Genomic DNA, 17840 nt, shown 5'->3' with positions numbered 1-17840 from the left:
GCAGGAGTCAGTCGAGCCAATAGTTTTTCGCCAGCCGCCGGTATTCGGCCGTCTGGCGATCTTCCCAGGTTCGGTCACGCCCGAGTTCGGCGGCGAGGAGCCGAGCTGTTTCCGCCGCGGCCTCCGCGCTCGCCCGGGCGTCGAGAAAGAGCGCCCGGGTGCGGCGGGCGAGGACGTCTTCGACCGTCCTCGCCATCTCATGGCGGGCCGCCCAGACTACTTGCGCCTTCACATAAGGGAGACGCTCATGAAGGGATTGGCTCAAGTCTGAACTCCCGGCGACCAGACTCCTCACTTGCTCCGCGTCACTGCCGTAAACCGCCCACGGCTCCTGCCCCGAGACTTGCGTAGTCCAGCCATGGATACGAAGGTCGACCGTGCGACACGGGCGGCTTTCCATTCCGGCCACTTGTTGCGCCCGGCTGAGGACGTCGTCGGCCATTTTCCGATACGTCGTCCATTTTCCACCGGTGACCGAGACCACCCCTCCCGGGGAAACGACAACAGTGTGATCCCGCGAAAGCCGGGAAGTCGACCGCCGTCCTCTCACCGGAGCCGACACCAAAGGACGAAGTCCGGAGAACAGGGAGAGGACGTCGTCGCGCGCCGGAGCCTTCCGAAGGTATTTCGCCGCATGTTCCAGGAGAAATCCGACCTCCTCTTTGGTCGAACGCGGCTCGATCGGAATATCGTCTACCGGGACATCCGTCGTTCCCACGATCAACCGATCGTGCCACGGAAGCGCGAACAAAACCCGGCCATCGTCCGTCTTCGGAACCATTAAAGCGTCGTCCCCCGGTTGAAACTCCCGGGGCAGAACCAGATGACTCCCTTGACTCGCCACCAGCATCGGCTTGACCGCTTCATCCTCCATCCGCCGGACCCCATCGCAGTAAACTCCGGTGGCATTGATGACGCAACGAGCGCGCACCGCAAACTCCCGGCCACCCTCCTCGTCGCGCACCTCGACTCCGACAATCCGCTCCCCTTCCCGGAGAAACCCGACGACCTTGGCGTAATTCACCAACACCCCTCCCAATTCGGTCGCCGTTTGGGCCAGATTGACGGCGAGCCGACCGTCGTCGAACTGCCCGTCAAAATAAAGGATCCCGCCGCGGAGCCCTTTGGGATTGACCGTCGGCAATCGCCGAAGAGTTTCCTCGCGGGAAAGCACCCGCGATCGGCCGAACCCGAGTTTCCCGGCCAAACGATCGTAGACGGTCAAGCCGACTCCATAGAAGCCCTTCTCGTGCCAATGATAGGCGGGAATCACGAAACCGAGGGACCGGGCGACGTGGGGCGCGTTGCGACAAACGAGACTCCGCTCGCGCAACGCGTCGACCACCAACCCGATGTTTCCCTGCCTCAAATAACGCACCCCGCCATGGAGTAGTTTGGTGCTGCGACTGGAGGTTCCTTTAGCGAAATCGGACTGTTCGACCAACACCACCCGGTAGCCGCGCGACGCCGCATCGACAGCAACCCCTAATCCGGTCGCCCCTCCTCCGATGACCACGAAGTCCCACGGTTCCGACTCCTGCCCCAATCGCTCCAAGTTTTCTTCCCGTCGCATGATGCCGTTGTTAGGTCTATTTCTCCGGTTTTACATCGTCGTCCGAACCCTCGGACTCTGCCACGAAATTATAACCGATCGAAATGAGATGCCCCCCGATCCGGCGATAGGCGTTCAGGAGGTCGATGAAGAAGGAACTGCCATCCAGATTCTCGGGGTGGCGATGTTGCAACGCCGCATAATGTTCCTGCTGGAAACAAAGGTACATTTCTTTGGCGACATCCTTCTCCGCTAGTATCCGGCGGGCCAGGGCTCCGTTGCGCGTGGCGAGCAAGTTGATCGCCATTTCGAAACGATGGAGAACATGGTCGGCGAAGCGGCAGAGACGCTTTTCGTCTTCCGGAGAGACGTAAACCGACTGTCCCTCCCGCTTGATCACCTGATGACAAAGGTTCCGGTCGACGATATCGCCGATCGACTCGAGTTCGCTGGTGAAACTGAGCAATGCCATCTGCAATCTGCCATCCCGGGCCCCCATCGATTCCTCGCTGAGACGGACCAAATAGGCCTTGATCTCGTTGTTCATGTCATCGATTTGATTGTCTCCCTGCTGGATTTGCCGGGCCATCGCGGCATTACGGGTTGAAAAGCAGAGAAGGAAGTTCTCCAACAGCGTCTTGACCTCCGATGCCATCAACAGAGTCTGCCGCGTGGCGTTGGCGAGCGCCATCGAGGGACTCTCCAACGCCGCCGGATCGAGGTAATTCTCCCGCCGCCGCAACAGCCGGACTCCATCATCCGGCTCCGGAATCATCCGCGTCACCAATCGATAAACTCCGTGGACGATCGGCAAACCGAGCAAGGCCACCAGGACATTAAACGCGGTATGAAAATTGGCCGCTTGCCGCGGAGCATGGCCCGGAGTCTCCGCCCACAGCGGGGCCACTTGAGCAAAAAACACGAAAAGAATTCCAGCCATCGCCGCCTTCAGAAGGAAATTCGCCGCGCCGAGGCGTCGCCCCTCCAAAGTCGGCCAACCGGCGAGCAAAGCGGTGCCGGCCACCCCGAGGTTCGCTCCGAGAACGATGGTGAGCAGAAAGTCGAGTCCCCCAAGCCCTCCCTGGACCAAGGCGATCGCCAACCCGATCGCCGCCGTGGAACTTTGCAACAGGAACGCCATCAGCGCGGCGATCAACAAGAGGGCCAACGGATAATCCCGCAAGATGGAAAGGATTTGTCCAAAGGCACCATCCGGGGGAATGGCCGCCGCGGTCGAGGAGATTAAAAAAATCCCCATGAAAATGAATCCGAGCGCCAGGAGACATTGGCCGATGCCTCGAATCAACTCGCTCTTCATAAACTGAAAGGCGACCAGCCCGGCGACCAGGAAGATCGCGAACGCGTCCGCCACTCTGAACGCGAGCATTTGCACCATCACGGTCATTCCAATATTCGCCCCCAGAAATACCGCCAACATCCGGTCTGCGGTCAAGTCACCGCTGCGCAACATCCGCACCGCCACCAGCGCCAGGGTGGTCGACGAAGGCGCCACTGTCGCGACACAGATCCCCGCCGCGAAGGCCCGCAACCTTCGGGCCGTCATCCGATGCAGCCAGGCCACCAGATTTTGGCCAAACAACCGGTCGAATCCTTTCCGCAAAAAACGAGCTCCGAAAAGGATCAGCGCGACACCCGCCAGAATGTTGAAAAAGCCGAATTCACCGCCTGGAAGAGCCGCGACGCCCATAACCCGGCCTCCTGTGAATAGCCCCGCCATCTGAACACCGGTCACCATCTCTGAGATATAGAAAACAAAAACCGGCGGCCGACCGCAAATATTCCTTTGCGAAACTTGGACATAATTGGAAGTCCGAATCGACCCGCGGCGATGCTCCCTTTCCCCTGCCCTCCCGTATTCGTTCCCCTAGGTGGGGATCAGGCTCACACCCGTATTCACTCTTTTACCTTTGTGTTACATTTTTTCGAATTGGCTACACTGCGACCGGTGCAGCCGTCAGACGACGAGAGCAAAAGGGAAAAACACTGTGATGCGAGGAACACAAACGGAACCGACCGATCCATTTCACCCGGACGAAATCGCGGAGCCATTGGAGGCGTCGCCGAAAACGCAAACCTACGACCGGACCGATGATCGGAGCGTGGTCGCCCTATATCTGGGAGATATCGGCAAGATTCCGTTGATCACTCCTCAGCAGGAAGTGGAGTTGGCGGCGAAGATCAAACAAGGAGATAACGACGCCCGGGACCTGATGATCCGGTCGAATCTCCGATTGGTCGTCAAGATCGCCCATGATTACACCAACTGCGGCCTCCCGCTGGCCGACCTGATCAGCGAAGGGAACCTCGGCCTCATCAAGGCGGTGGAACGGTTCGATCCGCAAAAGGGCGGAAAATTGAGTACATACGCCTCCTGGTGGATCAAACAACGGATCAAACGGGCCCTCGCCAACCAGAGCAAAACGATTCGGCTGCCGGTACATTTGTCGGAGCGGATCGCCAAGATGCGGAAAGCCTCCGCCAAACTGTTCGAGGAACTCGGCCGCCAACCGACCGACGAAGAGATCGCGGCCGAAGTCGACCTGCCGGTGCACAAGGTGGCCCACCTCAAATCGGTCAGCACCCGGCCAACCTCCCTGGACGCTCCCGTCGGGGAAGAGGAGAACACCAAACTCGGCGACTTGGTCGGCGATGAAAACGCCCCGACTCCCGCTGAGGCTCTGGTCGACAAAAACCTCCAGGACGACGTGAACGAAATCCTCAGCCAATTGACCGAACGGGAGGCCCGGGTGATCCGGCTCCGCTTCGGACTCGACGGAAGTCCTCCCCGAACCTTGGAAGAAATCGGCAAAACCTTTGGCATCACCCGGGAACGCATCCGCCAACTCCAAAACATCGCTTTGTCGCAGATGCGTCGCCGCCTCGCCGAGCTGGAACGCCAATCGACCACCGACGAAATCGAAGAAGAACGGAAGATCCGCCGGAAAATGGAAATCCTTCAGGAATTTTTCGAACGAAACGTCAAAGGATCGAACGGAACCCCCTGAACTGACTGAGCCGGTTTCTCAGATCAACCGCTCTTCCAAGGTCATCGGCGATATCGTGATATCGCCAAAAAGGCCCCTCCGAAGAAGGGCCTTTTCTGGTTGGAATAATGAATGTTTCTCTGTGGAACCGATCAACCGGCCTCGCCGCCGGCCTGGGCGGCTTCCGCCGGGACTTCCTCGGCGCCAAACGGGAACTTGATTCGCAGATTGCGAATCTTCGGCAGCCCGGTTCCGGCAGGAATCAGGTTACCCATAATCACGTTTTCCTTGAAGCCCTTCAGTTCGTCCGCCTTGCCGAGAGTCGAGGCGTCGGTGAGGACGCGGGTCGTCTCCTGGAAGGAAGCGGCCGAAATGAAGCTTTCGGTTTCGATCGAAGCCTTGGTGATACCGAGCAGGATCGGCTCGCCTTCGGCCGGTTTACCCCCGGCTTCGACGATCCGCTGGTTCTCTTCCATGAAGATGCCGCGGTCAATCTGCTCGCCCCAGAACCACTCGGAGTCGCCCGGATCGGTCACCCGGACCTTCCGGAGCATCTGCCGGATGATCAACTCAATGTGCTTGTCGTTGATCGTCACCCCTTGGAGACGATAGACTTCCTGCACCTCGGAGATCAGGTATTCGTGCAAGGCGTTCGGCCCGAGGACCTCCAGGATCTCATGCGGATCGGCCGATCCGTCGGTGAGATGCTGCCCCTTGTGGACGATGTCCCCCAGCTGGACGATGATCTGCTTGCCGTGCGGAATGAGGTGCTCCTCTTCCTGGCCGGTCTCCTGGTTGGTCACGATCAGCCGCTTTTTGCCGCGGACCGTTGTTCCCATGGAAACAACGCCGTCGATCTTCGCCATCTCGGTCGCTTCCTTCGGACGGCGGGCTTCGAAGAGCTCGGCGACCCGCGGGAGACCCCCGGTGATGTCTTTGGTCTTGGAGGCCTGACGCGGCGTCTTGGCGAGCAAGGCGCCCGGAGAAATGATGTCCCCTTCGGCCACGACCACCTGCGCCCCGGTCGGAATCGAGTAAGTGGCGAGCACTTCGTCCCGATCGCTGCGGATTTCGACCTGCGGGTTGAGGTCTTCGCGGTGTTCGGTGATCACGGTGGCGATTCGGCCGGTGCTCTCGTCGAGTTCCCGCTTGATCGTCACGCCCGGGATCATGTCCTTGAAGCCGATCTTACCCGGTTTTTCGGAGAGAACCGGGATGTTATACGGATCCCACATCGCCAAAACCTGGCCCTTCTCGATGGTCCCGCCATCGGCGACGGTCAAAACCGAACCGACGACGATGTTGTAGATTTCGAGTTCGCGGTCGTTCTCGTCGAGGATCTGGATGACACCGGTCTTATTGAGAACGATGCTCGATCCTTCAGCGGTCGACACGAGACGGAGCCCCTTGTAGCGGACGGTGCCGGTGTTGCGGACGCGGATTTCCGGCGTCTTGAACACCTGGCTGGCGATCCCCCCGACGTGGAAGGTCCGCATGGTCAGCTGGGTTCCCGGCTCACCGATCGACTGGGCGGCGATGATCCCGACGGAGGTTCCGGCCTCGACCATCTTGTTGGTCGCCGGGTTGATCCCGTAAGATTTCGCGCAAACGCCGTGCTTGCTGCGGTCGGTCAACGGAGACATTACCTTGACCCGCTCGACGCCGGCATCTTCCAGCTTCAAAGCGGTTTCTTCGGTGATGAGCTCGCCGCTCTTGACCAGCAGTTCCGACGGATTGAGCGGGTTGTTGATGTCGTCACAGGAGCAACGGCCGATGATCCGTTCACGGAGGCTGACGATTTCCTCGTCGCCTTCGTAGATCGCCTTTTTCCAGATACCGTCGCGCGAACCGTCGTCTTCCTGGGTGATGATCACGTCCATCGCCACGTCGCAAAGCTTACGGGTCAGGTAACCGGCATCCGCGGTCTTGAGCGCGGTGTCGGCCAGCCCCTTCCGGGCGCCGTGGGTCGAGATGAAGTATTCCAACACGGTCAGACCTTCGCGGAACGAGGAAAGAATCGGACGTTCGATGATTTCGCCGGACGGCTTGGCCATCAATCCGCGAGTTCCGCAGAGCTGACGCACCTGCTGGCGGTTACCCCGGGCTCCGGAATCCATCATGAGGAAGACCGGGTTGATCTCGGGCCGTCCGCGGTTGGACTCGAGCCGCTCGAACACCGCCTTGGCGATTTCGTCGGTGGCACCGGTCCAGATGTCGATGATCTTGTTGTAACGCTCGCCCGGAGTAATGATCCCCCGGCGATATTGACCTTCGACTTCCTCGATCTTCTTGCGGGCGGAAGCGGTGATTTCCGGTTTGTTTTCCGGAATGATCATGTCGTCGATCCCGATCGAGATACCGGCCTGGGTGGCGATGGCGAAGCCGAGTTCCTTCAAGGCGTCGAGCGTTTCGACGGTCTTTTCCGGAGTGGCGTTGCGGGTGGTCTGGAGAATGACGTCCCCCAGTTTCCCCTTCGGCACCGGGAAGTTGATGAAACCGAGCTCGCGGGGCCAGATCTGGTTGAAAATGACCCGGCCGACGGTGGTGCGAATGACCTTCTTGTCCTTGTTGCCGAACACGGTCTCGATGCCGTAGTCGGGATTCGGGAAATCGATCCAGTCGTGCTTGGTGAGAACGCCGTCGATCTCGGCGAGGAGAACTTCCTTCACATCCGCGGCGAACGGCACGCGCTCGCCTTTCTCGATCTTCTTCCGCGGCTCCAGGGTCAGGTAATACGACCCGAGAACGATGTCCTGCGACGGCGTGAGGATCGGATTTCCGCTCGACGGCGAGAAGATGTTGTGGGTCGACATCATCAGGAGCTTGCACTCCATGATCGCTTCCAGGGAGAGCGGCACGTGGACCGCCATTTGGTCCCCGTCGAAGTCGGCGTTGTAAGCGGTACAAACCAGCGGGTGAACCCGGATGGCCTCCCCTTCGATCAACACCGGCTCGAACGCCTGGATCGACAGACGGTGGAGGGTCGGCGCGCGGTTCAGCAACACCGGATGCCCCTTGGTCACCTCTTCGAGGATGTCCCAGACCTCCGGCGACTGCTTCTCGATCATCTTGCGGGCGCCGCGGACGGTGTGGACGAACCCGAGCTCCTTCAAACGGCGGATGATGAACGGTTCGAACAAAACCAACGCCATCTTCTTCGGAAGACCGCACTGGTGGAGTTTCAACTCCGGTCCGATGACGATCACCGAACGGCCGGAATAGTCGACCCGCTTTCCGAGGAGATTTTGACGGAAACGGCCTTGTTTCCCCTTGAGCATGTCGCTCAGGGACTTCAACGGACGGTTGCCGGCTCCGGTCACCGCCCGGCCATGACGGCCGTTGTCGAAGAGCGCGTCGACCGCCTCCTGCAACATCCGCTTTTCATTGTGGATGATGACGTCCGGAGTCTTGAGTTGGAGGAGGTTCTTCAACCGGTTGTTCCGGTTAATGACGCGACGGTAAAGGTCGTTCAAATCGGAAGTGGCGAAACGGCCGCCTTCCAACGGAACCAGCGGACGCAGGTCCGGCGGGATGACCGGCAGCACTTCGAGGACCATCCAGTCGGGCGAGCTCTGGGACTTGATGAAGCCCTGGATCACCTTCAACCGCTTCGAAACCTTCTTCTTGATCTGCTTCGAACGGGTGTTGCGCAAAGCGTCCTGCAACTCGATCACCAGCGGTTCGAGTTCCATCTTCGCCAACACGTCGCGGATCGCCTCGGCGCCCATCTTGGCGACAAACGCGTCGTCGCCGTATTCGTCGAGGGCCTGAGAATATTCGGTCTCCGTCAGCAACTGCTTTTCTTCCAACGGAGTGCGGCCCGGGTCGACCACCATGTAGTTCTCGTAGTAAATGACCCGTTCGAGGTTGCGGGCGGTCATGTCGAGCATCAAACCGATGCGGCTCGGCATGCTCTTCAGAAACCAGATGTGGGTGACCGGCACCGCCAACTCGATGTGCCCCATCCGCTCGCGGCGGACGCGGGAAACGGTCACTTCCACGCCGCAACGGTCGCAGATGACGTCCTTGTATTTAATCCGCTTATACTTTCCGCAGGCGCATTCGTAGTCGCGGACCGGACCGAAGATCCGTTGGCAGAATAGACCGCCCGGCTCCGGCTTGAAGGTCCGGTAGTTGATGGTCTCCGGGTTCTTTACTTCCCCTTTTGACCAGGAGCGGATCGTATCCGGCGAAGCCACCGCGATGGTGACGCAGTCGAAAGCCGCCTCATCACGGTCGAATCCGAGAACCTGTCTTGCTTCTTCAGTGCTCATTCTTGTGTCTCCTGTCTCCCTTACAGTCCCTGCTGCGAAAGCGCGTCCTGACGGCTCATCCGAATGTCGAGCCCCAGACTTTGCATTTCCTTCATCAAAACGTTAAACGATTGCGGCGTGCCGGCGTGGAGGGAATTGTCCCCCTTGACGAGCGCCTCGTAGATCTTGGTGCGCCCCTGGACGTCGTCCGACTTCACCGTGAGGAGTTCCTGCAGGGTGTAGGCGGCTCCATAAGCTTCGAGCGCCCAAACCTCCATTTCCCCGAAACGTTGGCCGCCATACTGCGCCTTTCCGCCCAACGGCTGCTGGGTGATGAGCGAGTAAGGACCGACCGCGCGAGCGTGGATCTTGCTCGAAACCAAGTGGTTGAGCTTCATCATGTAGATGTAGCCGACGACCACTTCCTGGTCGAGCTTCCGTCCGGTGCGGCCGTCGTAAAGGACGCTCTTCCCGGAATCGGGAAGCTCCGCCTTCCGGAGATAATCCCGGACCGCCGTTTCCGGCGCCCCGTCGAACACCGGAGTCGCCACCTTCACGCCGAGCTTCTTACAGGCCCACCCCATGTGGGTCTCGAGCACCTGTCCGACGTTCATCCGGGAAGGCACCCCTAGCGGATTGAGACAGATTTCCAGCGGAGTGCCGTCCGGCAGGTACGGCATGTCTTCCTCGGCCACGATCCGGGCCACGACGCCCTTGTTCCCGTGGCGTCCGGCCATCTTGTCGCCGACCTGGAGCTTGCTCTTCTTGGCGATGTGGATCTTCACCTGCTTGATGACACCTTGTTCGATGTCGTCGCCGGACTCGATGCTGGTGACCTTCCGCTCCTTGTCCGCTTCCAGTTCGTCGAACTTGCTTTGGAAGGAACTGATGATCTCCATGATCTTGATCCGGACCGGCGAAGGATCGATTTCGATGTGCTTCGCCACCGCCGCGAGTTTACGCAGCAAGGTCTTGGTGATTTTCCGGTTGGCGGGGATGATCACCTCGCCGGTGTCGGAATTGACCACGTCGAGCGGGATCTTTTCCCCGAGAAGAATGTTGGACAACGACTCGGTCAGCCCCTCGCGGAGCTTGTCCATCTGGGTCCGGTATTCCTCGTTGATCTGCTTGATCTGACGACGGCGGTCGGAGGGACTGAGCTTCTCCTTCTCGGAATCGAGACGGCTCGAAACCTTCACGTCCATCACGATGCCGGTCACGCCGGAGGGAACCACCAGGGAGGTGTCCTTCACGTCGGCGGCCTTTTCCCCGAAGATTGCACGGAGGAGTTTTTCTTCCGGCGCCAGTTCGGTTTCGCTCTTCGGCGTGATTTTCCCGACCAGGATGTCGCCCGGCTTCACCTCGGCCCCGACGCGGATCACCCCATCGTGGTTGAGGTTCTTCAACGCTTCCTCCCCGACGTTCGGGATGTCACGGGTAATTTCTTCCGGTCCGAGCTTGGTGTCACGGGCGGTCACTTCGAACTCCTCGACGTGGATCGAGGTGAAGATGTCCTCCTTTTGGACCTTCTCGCTGATCAGGATCGCGTCCTCGAAATTGTAACCGTTCCACGGCATGAACCCGACCAGGACGTTGCGTCCGAGGGCGAGTTCCCCCGCTTCGGTGCAAGCGCCGTCGGCGATGATGTCGCCTTCCTTGACCTTGTCGCCCTTCTTGATGATCGGCTTTTGGCTGAAGCAGGTGCCCGCGTTGGACCGCATGAACTTCCGCAGTTCATAAACCGTGATGCCTACCTTCGGGTCGCTCTTCGGGTTCCGCTCGAAACGGGCGGGCAAAGTGCCATCGCGGCTGACCACGATCCGGCGGGAGTCGACCGACGCGACGATGCCGTCTTCGGTCGCAATTACCACCGTCTTCGAGTCGCGGGCGACCCGCTCTTCGATCCCGGTGCCGACCAGCGGGGATTCGGCCTTCAACAGCGGCACCCCTTGGCGTTGCATGTTCGAACCCATCAACGCACGGTTGGCGTCGTCGTGCTCGAGGAACGGAATCAATCCGGCCGCGATCGAGACCAATTGCTTCGGCGACACGTCCATGTAGTCGACCTCGGAGGGCTCAACTTCAAGGAAGTCCCCGCGGCAACGGACGGTCACCTTGCCGATAAACTTGCCGTCTTCCGCCACTTCGGAATTGGCCTGGGCGATCACCATCGGCTCTTCCTGGTCGGCGTTGAGATACTCGACCTCGTCGGTGACCCGGCCGTTTTTGCAGCGGCGATACGGAGTCTCGATGAATCCGAATTCGTTGATCCGCGAGTAAATGCTCAGCGAGTTGATCAAACCGATGTTCGGACCTTCCGGCGTTTCGATCGGACAAATCCGGCCGTAGTGCGACGGATGGACGTCGCGGACCTCGAAACCGGCCCGTTCCCGGTTCAAGCCACCCGGTCCCAAGGCGCTCAAACGGCGCTTGTGGGTGATTTCCGCCAGCGGGTTGATCTGGTCCATGAACTGCGACAGCTGGCTGCGGGCGAAGAAATCGCGCACCACCGTGCTCAACGCTTTCGGGTTGATCAACTTCTGCGGCGTGATCGAATCCGCGCTTTGATCGTAAAGGGTCATCCGCTCGCGGACCAAACGCTCGGTGCGGGCCAAGCCGATCCGGCATTGGTTGGCGAGCAACTCGCCGACGGTGCGGACACGGCGGCTGCCGAGATGGTCGATGTCGTCCACGAAACCTTCGCCCTTCTTCAGGCGGATCAGATACTTGGTCGCCTCAACCACGTCGCCGGCGCCGATGGTGCGCTCGTCGAGATCAGTCTTCAGATTGAGCTTCTGGTTGATCTTGTAACGCCCCACCCGGCCGAGATCGTAACGCTTCGGATCGAAGAACAACCGCTTCAACAACGCCTTGGCATTGGTGGTGGTCGGCGGCTCACCCGGACGGAGCCGCTTGTAAATTTCCTTGAGGGCTTCCTCCTCGTTACGGGTTGGATCCTTTTTCAGCGCCCGGACAATCGCCCCTTCGTCAACGGTGGTATCAATCACCCGGAGGGTCGGAATGCCGCTCTTTTCGAACTGGCGGACGATCGCCTTGGTCAACGGCTCGAAGGCCCGCGCGATCACCACGCCCTTCTGGGCGTCAATCGCGTCTTCGATCAACACGAAAGAGCTGACGTTGTCGAAGCCGAGTGCTTCCGAGGTGCTCAACTCGCGGACCTCGTAAAACAAATTCAGGATGTCGATGTCGGAGCTGTAGCCGATCGCCCGCAGCAACGTGGTGATCAGGAACTTCCGACGACGGCGGCGGCGATCGAGATAGACGTAAAGCAGATCGTTGTTGTCAAACTGCACTTCGAGCCAGGTCCCGCGGTCCGGAATGATCCGGTAGGAGAAAAGCATCTTCCCGGTGGTGTGCGGCGCCATTTCGAAGGCGATGCCGGGCGACCGGTGCAACTGGCTGACCACCACGCGCTCGGCGCCGTTGATGATGAACGACCCGCGTCCGGAAATCACCGGGAGCTCTCCCATGTAGATCTCCTCGTCCTTGATGAAATCCTCCTCGCGCAGGCGGAGCTTGACGTAAAGGGAGACTGAATAGGTCAACCCTTCGCGAATGCACTCGATCTCGGAGCTCTTCGGTCCGACGATGTTGTAGGAGAGATACTCCAGGACGCAGCGCCCGTCATAACTCTCGATCGGGAACACTTCGCGAAAAACCGCTTCCAGCCCCGCGACCTGGCGCTGGGTCGCCGGCACTTCCATCTGCAGGAATTCCCGATAGGAATCCAACTGATTTTGAATCAGATTAGGTGGAGCAATGACCTCCTTCAGTTTACCAAAATTAATGCGGTTGGACATACGAACCCTTTACGACTGAGTTTGGAATGGAAATGCAAAAAGCGGCCCGCCCGCGCTCGGGCAGGTGCCGCAGAAATAAACGGAACTGGATGGAGACGCGGGCAAAAAATGCCGCGTCTTCGAAAACGCCCCCGCGGCCACGCGGGCCGGAAGCGACTTCGAAGACACGGCACATGACGAAAAAACACGAAGCATCCGCTGACAGAAAATTTGAAATCGGGGAGCCCCCTCGCGAAAGAATTTCCACAAGCGGAACCAAGTACCCTTAGTGAAGAAACCCGAAAGAGCAAGCAGGAAATCACCCCTGTTCCGAAGACCAGGAAAATGCTTTCCACTGCCCATTCTCTTGCCGGCTGACTTCAAAATTCGATTTTCTTACCCAGTAGATGCTCGCGTGATTTTTCGTGTGACGTGTCTCAGATAGGAAACTCGCGGACGGTCTTACTTAATTTCGACCTTGGCCCCGGCTGCTTCCAGCTTGGTCTTGAGAGCTTCGGCCTCTTCCTTGGTGGTGCCTTCCTTGACAGGTTTCGGCGCACCTTCGACGAGGTCCTTCGCTTCCTTGAGGCCCAAACCGGTGGCGGCGCGGACTTCCTTAATGGCGGCGATCTTGTTGGTACCGGCGGCGACGAGGATGACGTCGAATTCGGTCTTTTCCTCAGCCGGAGCAGCGGCACCACCGCCAGCGGCGGGAGCTGCGGCCACGGCAGCGGGAGCGGCGGCGCTGACGCCCCACTTTTCTTCGAGGTCCTTCACGAGACCGGCGATTTCCAACACGGACTGAGCGCTGAGCCAGTCGATGACTTGTTCTTTGGTGATTTCAGGCATGTTCTTTTTCTCCGTGAACGGCTAGTGTCCCGGAATGGGAACGTTTAAGGACCGAAGCCCCTAACCGGATTCTTTGGATGGTTGAGTTTCGAGCGACGCCACTCGGACGCCGCCCAAAAATTGGTTACAATTACGCGTCGCCCTTCTCGGACTTCGCTTTCAGGACGTTCAACAGGGAGACCGGTCCGGCAGCCAGGACGGTGACCGTCCGCTGCGCCGGCTGGTTGAAGAGACCGAGCAACTGGGCCTTCAAGACCTCCAGGCTCGGAAGCTCCGCCAGGTCCTTCACATCCTGCTCGCTGAGGGTGCGGTCGCCCAGGACGCCGACCTTGACGGCCAGCTTCTTCTTGTCGTCGGTGAACCGCTTCAGGATTTTGGCCACGCCGGACGGGTTCTTGCCGCCCAGGACCATCGCGGTCGGGCCAGCCAGCCACTCTTCCAGGTCGGGCATGTTGCGGGACTTCGCCACCACATTGAAGATGCGGTTCTTGACCACATGGAACTCCGCTTCCTCCTGCCGCAGTTCCCCGCGCAGTTCCGCGATTTCCGACACATTGACGGTGGTGAAATCGGCGAGGAAAACAAAGTCGGATTTGTCGAGGTGACTCGACACCTCTTCGACGAGATACTTCTTTTCGGGTCTCATGGATGGTCCTGATTAAAACTGGTTGAATTCGGAATTATCGACCCGGACGCCCGGGCTCATCGTGGAAGAAACCGTCATGCTCAGAATGTAACGGCCTTTCACTCCCGACGGACGGGCTTTGCCGACGGCGTTCAACACCGAGTTGGCGTTTTCCAAAAGTTTCTCCGGCGCGAACGAGCGTTTGCCGACGGCGACGCCGATATTGGCGGTCTTGTCGAGTTTGAACTCGACCCGTCCGGCCTTCACTTCCTTGAGAGCCTGGACGACGTTGTCGGTGACGGTGCCGGCCTTCGGGTTCGGCATCAAACCGCGAGGACCGAGGATCCGGGCCAAGGTCCGAATTTCCCGCATGGCGTCAGGAGTCGCGACGGCGACGTCGAAGTCCATCCACCCTTCGCTGATCTTATCCATGTATTCCTTCAACCCGGCGTAATCGGCGCCAGCTTCAAGAGCGGCTTCCGGATTTTCGGTGAAGACCAGGACACGGACCGACTTTCCGCTTCCGTGCGGAAGACCAACGGTGCCGCGGACCATCTGGTCGCTCTGCCGGGGATCGACTCCGAGATGGAAGGAAAGCTCCACCGTTTCGTCGAACTTGGCGGGAGGAAGCTTGGAAAGAACTTCAAGGGCATCTTTGAGCGGGTACGGCTTGGTCAACTCGGCCGCCTTCAGAGCGTTTCTATAACGTTTGCTAGTTTTCTTCATGTTGAATTGCAGTGCGAACGCCGGGTTAGGGCTCCTGCGGGTGAGTCGTTCGCGAACGGAAATTCCGCCAGCGAACCGTGATTGAACCAAATTAGTCGATGACCTCCAAGCCCATGCTGCGGGCGGTGCCGGCGATGATCTTGACCGCCTGTTCCTCGTCGGCGGCGTTCAGATCCTTCTTCTTGGTCTTGACGATCTCCTTCAGCTGGGCGCGGGTCACCTTGCCGACCTTGTCCCGGTTGGGGACGGCCGAACCCTTGGCGATCCCGGCGGCCTTCTTCAAAAGAGCGGCGGCGGGAGGCGACTTGAGGATGAAGGAGAAGGACTTGTCAGCGTAAACCGTGATGACCACCGGGAAGATGGTCCCGGCCTGGTCCTTGGTGCGAGCGTTGAACTCCTTACAGAAGCCCATGATGTTCACCCCTTGCGCACCGAGCGCGGGACCCACCGGGGGAGCCGGATTGGCTGCTCCAGCCGGGAGTTGGAGGCGAATGTAACCTTTGATTTTCTTTGCCATGACGTGTTAACTCGTAATTCTTTCGACTTGCCAATACTCCAGCTCGACGGGAGTGAATCGGCCAAAAATAGACACGGATACCTTGAGTTTGCCCCGCTCCGGATCGATTTCGTCGATCCGGCCGGTGAGATTGAGGAACGGGCCGTCCGTGATTTTGACCTCCTCGCCGATCTCGTATTGCACCTTTGGCACTTCCTTGCCGAGCGCCTGCTCCATCTGCCCGCGGATATGCTCGATCTCGGCCTGGCGCAATGGTGTCGGCCGGTCGCCGCCGACCATCCCGATCACACCGTTGGTCTCCCGGATGAAATACCACGGTTTATTCAGGAGCTTTCCGCCTTCGTCGTAGAGACGGGCCTCCACGAAGACGTAACACGGATAAAACTTCCGGGTCCGCTGGCTTTTCTTGCCTTGCTTCACCTCGGTGACCACTTCGGTCGGAACCAGCACCTCGCCGACAAATTCTTCGAGGTCCTCGATCTTCTTGAACTTGTCGAGGTACTGCTTAACCTGGCCTTCCTTGCCGGAAAGCGTCTGAACGACGTACCACTTCATTCCGTTGCCGCCGGTCTTGCTGTCTGAGGAATCGCTCATACTCGGCCGGTCACCAATTCGGTGAAGAGATACACCACCTGAAACAGGGAGAAATCGGCGATACTGATAAAGATACCCAGGATGATGACCGCGACGATCACCACGATGGTCGAGTCCTTCAACTCCGTCCGGGTCGGCCATGTGGCCTTCTTCAGTTCGTTAATGGTCTCCCCCGCAAAGATCCGGGTGCTGCGGAATGGGTTTTTCATAAAAAAATGGCAGGACAGGAGGGACTCGAACCCCCAACCGACGGTTTTGGAGACCGCTACTCTACCAATTGAGCTACTGTCCTATTTGTATCTGTTCCGGCAACGACAGGGCCGAAGCTCCCCGGGAGGAGCTTCGGCACTTTTGTCTTAAAAAGCGATTCGCTTACTTGAGAATCTCGGTCACCCGACCGGCCCCGATGGTGCGACCACCTTCGCGGATGGCGAAGCGCTGGCCCTTTTCCATCGCGATCGGAACGATGAGGTTGATCTGCAGGTTGGTGTTGTCACCCGGCATCACCATCTCGACGCCTTCCGGCAAGTCGATTGTCCCGGTCACGTCGGTGGTCCGGAAGTAGAACTGCGGGCGGTATCCGTTGAAGAACGGAGTGTGGCGGCCGCCTTCTTCCTTCGACAAGACGTAAATCTCGGCGCGGGCCTGGGTGTGCGGATTGATCGACTTCGGAGCGGCGAGAACCTGGCCGCGCTCGATGGCGTCCTTTTCAACCCCGCGGAGAAGAACCCCCACGTTGTCGCCGGCTTGACCCCGGTCGAGCATCTTGCGGAACATTTCCACACCGGTGACGACGGTGGTCTTGGTGTCGGTGATGCCAACGATCTCGATGGTATCGCCAACCTTGACTACGCCACGCTCGATACGGCCGGTGGCCACTGTGCCACGACCGGTGATCGAGAACACGTCTTCGACCGACATCAGGAACGGCTTGTCGATTTCACGCTCCGGCTCCGGAATGTCCTTGTCGATCGCGTCCATCAACGCCTGGATCGCGGCCTTGCCTTCGTCCTTGCCTTCGAGGGCGGCGGTGGCGGATCCGCGGACGATGGTGATGTCGTCTCCCGGGAATTCATACTTCGAGAGGAGCTCGCGGATTTCCATCTCGACGAGTTCCAAAAGCTCGGGGTCGTCGATGAGGTCGACCTTGTTCAAGAACACCACGATGTTCGGCACACCGACCTGGCGGGCCAACAGGATGTGCTCGCGGGTCTGCGGCATCGGTCCGTCGGAGGCGCTCACGACGAGGATCGCGCCATCCATCTGGGCGGCGCCGGTGATCATGTTCTTCACGAAGTCGGCGTGACCCGGGCAGTCGACGTGCGCGTAGTGACGGTTGTCCGACTCGTATTCTACGTGCGAAACCGCAATGGTGACGATCTTCGAAGCGTCGCGCACGGTGCCGCCCTTTGCGATATCGGTGTAGGACTTGACCTCAGCCAGACCCTTGCCGGCCTGCACCGCCAGAATGGACGCGGTCAGCGTAGTTTTGCCATGGTCAACGTGACCGATGGTCCCGACGTTAACGTGCGGCTTCGTTCTTTCGAATGTTCCTTTAGCCATTTGCGTTTATTGATGTTGGTTATGTGCTTGTAGAGAAGAACTGCGGACGCCCGGATCCTTCGAAGATGGAGCCCTCGACCGGACTTGAACCGGTGACCTCGTCCTTACCAAGGACGTGCTCTGCCAGCTGAGCTACGAGGGCGACAACCTTCCAAGGCGAGCTGGAAAATTGGATATAAAGAGTGAACATTTGCGAACGGAGAGAAATCCGTCAATAGCGAACTGAAAGTTTTTCGCGGAAACTCTCGGTTTTGTTCCACCCCACCGAAATCACCCCCCTGCCCATCGTGTCCGGGGCGAGACTCCGATTCCTCCGCAAGATAGCAAGCCTCGAATTCGACCCGCCTGAGAAATTT

Annotated in this window: 12 protein-coding genes and 2 tRNA genes; 1 reads left to right on the top strand and 13 read right to left on the bottom strand. The window is 59.2% G+C overall.

Annotation, left to right across the window (positions count from 1 at the left end; translation table 11 throughout):
• Positions 1–7: 7 nt before the first annotated feature.
• Both ACWUI2_RS10210 and ACWUI2_RS10205 read right to left on the bottom strand, forming a co-directional pair.
• Positions 8–1573, bottom strand: coding sequence for a glycerol-3-phosphate dehydrogenase/oxidase (locus tag ACWUI2_RS10210; RefSeq protein ID WP_486982753.1), 1566 nt, complete (start codon positions 1571–1573; stop codon positions 8–10).
• A 16-nt stretch (positions 1574–1589) separates the two neighbouring features.
• Entirely contained in the window at positions 1590–3260 is a 1671-nt protein-coding gene (locus tag ACWUI2_RS10205) for a Na/Pi cotransporter family protein (protein ID WP_486982752.1), read from the bottom strand.
• A 301-nt stretch (positions 3261–3561) separates the two neighbouring features.
• Between ACWUI2_RS10205 and ACWUI2_RS10200 the strand changes: the two genes are divergently transcribed.
• Complete coding sequence (locus ACWUI2_RS10200) at positions 3562–4578, top strand: sigma-70 family RNA polymerase sigma factor (protein ID WP_486982751.1); 1017 nt, start codon at positions 3562–3564, stop codon at positions 4576–4578.
• Positions 4579–4709: 131 nt separating this feature from the next.
• Here the strand turns inward: ACWUI2_RS10200 and rpoC are convergent, their stop codons facing one another.
• From rpoC to ACWUI2_RS10145, 11 genes are all read right to left on the bottom strand, one after another.
• Positions 4710–8831: a DNA-directed RNA polymerase subunit beta' gene (rpoC, locus tag ACWUI2_RS10195; protein ID WP_486982750.1), complete on the bottom strand. Its 4122-nt coding sequence runs from the start codon at positions 8829–8831 to the stop codon at positions 4710–4712.
• Between the two features lie 20 nt (positions 8832–8851).
• Positions 8852–12631: a DNA-directed RNA polymerase subunit beta gene (gene rpoB, locus ACWUI2_RS10190; RefSeq protein ID WP_486982749.1), complete on the bottom strand. Its 3780-nt coding sequence runs from the start codon at positions 12629–12631 to the stop codon at positions 8852–8854.
• 441 nt (positions 12632–13072) lie between these two features.
• Complete coding sequence (rplL, locus tag ACWUI2_RS10185) at positions 13073–13459, bottom strand: 50S ribosomal protein L7/L12 (protein ID WP_486982748.1); 387 nt, start codon at positions 13457–13459, stop codon at positions 13073–13075.
• A 130-nt stretch (positions 13460–13589) separates the two neighbouring features.
• On the bottom strand, positions 13590–14105 hold the full coding sequence (gene rplJ / locus ACWUI2_RS10180) for a 50S ribosomal protein L10 (protein WP_486982747.1): 516 nt from the start codon (positions 14103–14105) through the stop codon (positions 13590–13592).
• 12 nt (positions 14106–14117) lie between these two features.
• Complete coding sequence (rplA, locus tag ACWUI2_RS10175; RefSeq protein ID WP_486982746.1) at positions 14118–14810, bottom strand: 50S ribosomal protein L1; 693 nt, start codon at positions 14808–14810, stop codon at positions 14118–14120.
• Between the two features lie 91 nt (positions 14811–14901).
• Positions 14902–15327 (bottom strand): 50S ribosomal protein L11, encoded by a 426-nt coding sequence (gene rplK, locus ACWUI2_RS10170; protein WP_486982745.1) that lies wholly within the window; start codon positions 15325–15327, stop codon positions 14902–14904.
• A gap of 6 nt (positions 15328–15333) precedes the next feature.
• Complete coding sequence (gene nusG, locus ACWUI2_RS10165; RefSeq protein ID WP_486982744.1) at positions 15334–15921, bottom strand: transcription termination/antitermination protein NusG; 588 nt, start codon at positions 15919–15921, stop codon at positions 15334–15336.
• Positions 15918–16130: a preprotein translocase subunit SecE gene (secE, locus tag ACWUI2_RS10160; protein ID WP_486982743.1), complete on the bottom strand. Its 213-nt coding sequence runs from the start codon at positions 16128–16130 to the stop codon at positions 15918–15920. The genes nusG and secE overlap by 4 nt, the downstream gene beginning before the upstream one ends.
• 7 nt (positions 16131–16137) lie before the next feature.
• A tRNA-Trp gene (locus ACWUI2_RS10155) sits at positions 16138–16213 on the bottom strand.
• A gap of 80 nt (positions 16214–16293) precedes the next feature.
• On the bottom strand, positions 16294–17484 hold the full coding sequence (tuf, locus tag ACWUI2_RS10150; protein ID WP_486982742.1) for an elongation factor Tu: 1191 nt from the start codon (positions 17482–17484) through the stop codon (positions 16294–16296).
• Positions 17485–17550: 66 nt separating this feature from the next.
• Positions 17551–17626 (bottom strand) — tRNA-Thr (locus ACWUI2_RS10145).
• Between the last annotated feature and the right edge of the window lie 214 nt (positions 17627–17840).

Source organism: Verruconatronum alginivorum (assembly GCF_056590205.1).
Note: the sequence above shows the minus strand (reverse complement) of the source record. Positions and strands in the feature narration are given on the sequence as shown.

What these genes read in the sequence shown, in the direction of transcription:
- ACWUI2_RS10210 (WP_486982753.1), bottom strand. Translation starts at nt 1,573, where the DNA reads ATGCGACGGGAAGAAAACTTGGAGCGATTGGGGCAGGAGTCGGAACCG.
- ACWUI2_RS10205 (WP_486982752.1), bottom strand. Translation starts at nt 3,260, where the DNA reads ATGGGCGTCGCGGCTCTTCCAGGCGGTGAATTCGGCTTTTTCAACATT.
- ACWUI2_RS10200 (WP_486982751.1), top strand. Translation starts at nt 3,562, where the DNA reads ATGCGAGGAACACAAACGGAACCGACCGATCCATTTCACCCGGACGAA.
- rpoC (WP_486982750.1), bottom strand. Translation starts at nt 8,831, where the DNA reads ATGAGCACTGAAGAAGCAAGACAGGTTCTCGGATTCGACCGTGATGAG.
- rpoB (WP_486982749.1), bottom strand. Translation starts at nt 12,631, where the DNA reads ATGTCCAACCGCATTAATTTTGGTAAACTGAAGGAGGTCATTGCTCCA.
- rplL (WP_486982748.1), bottom strand. Translation starts at nt 13,459, where the DNA reads ATGCCTGAAATCACCAAAGAACAAGTCATCGACTGGCTCAGCGCTCAG.
- rplJ (WP_486982747.1), bottom strand. Translation starts at nt 14,105, where the DNA reads ATGAGACCCGAAAAGAAGTATCTCGTCGAAGAGGTGTCGAGTCACCTC.
- rplA (WP_486982746.1), bottom strand. Translation starts at nt 14,810, where the DNA reads ATGAAGAAAACTAGCAAACGTTATAGAAACGCTCTGAAGGCGGCCGAG.
- rplK (WP_486982745.1), bottom strand. Translation starts at nt 15,327, where the DNA reads ATGGCAAAGAAAATCAAAGGTTACATTCGCCTCCAACTCCCGGCTGGA.
- nusG (WP_486982744.1), bottom strand. Translation starts at nt 15,921, where the DNA reads ATGAGCGATTCCTCAGACAGCAAGACCGGCGGCAACGGAATGAAGTGG.
- secE (WP_486982743.1), bottom strand. Translation starts at nt 16,130, where the DNA reads ATGAAAAACCCATTCCGCAGCACCCGGATCTTTGCGGGGGAGACCATT.
- tuf (WP_486982742.1), bottom strand. Translation starts at nt 17,484, where the DNA reads ATGGCTAAAGGAACATTCGAAAGAACGAAGCCGCACGTTAACGTCGGG.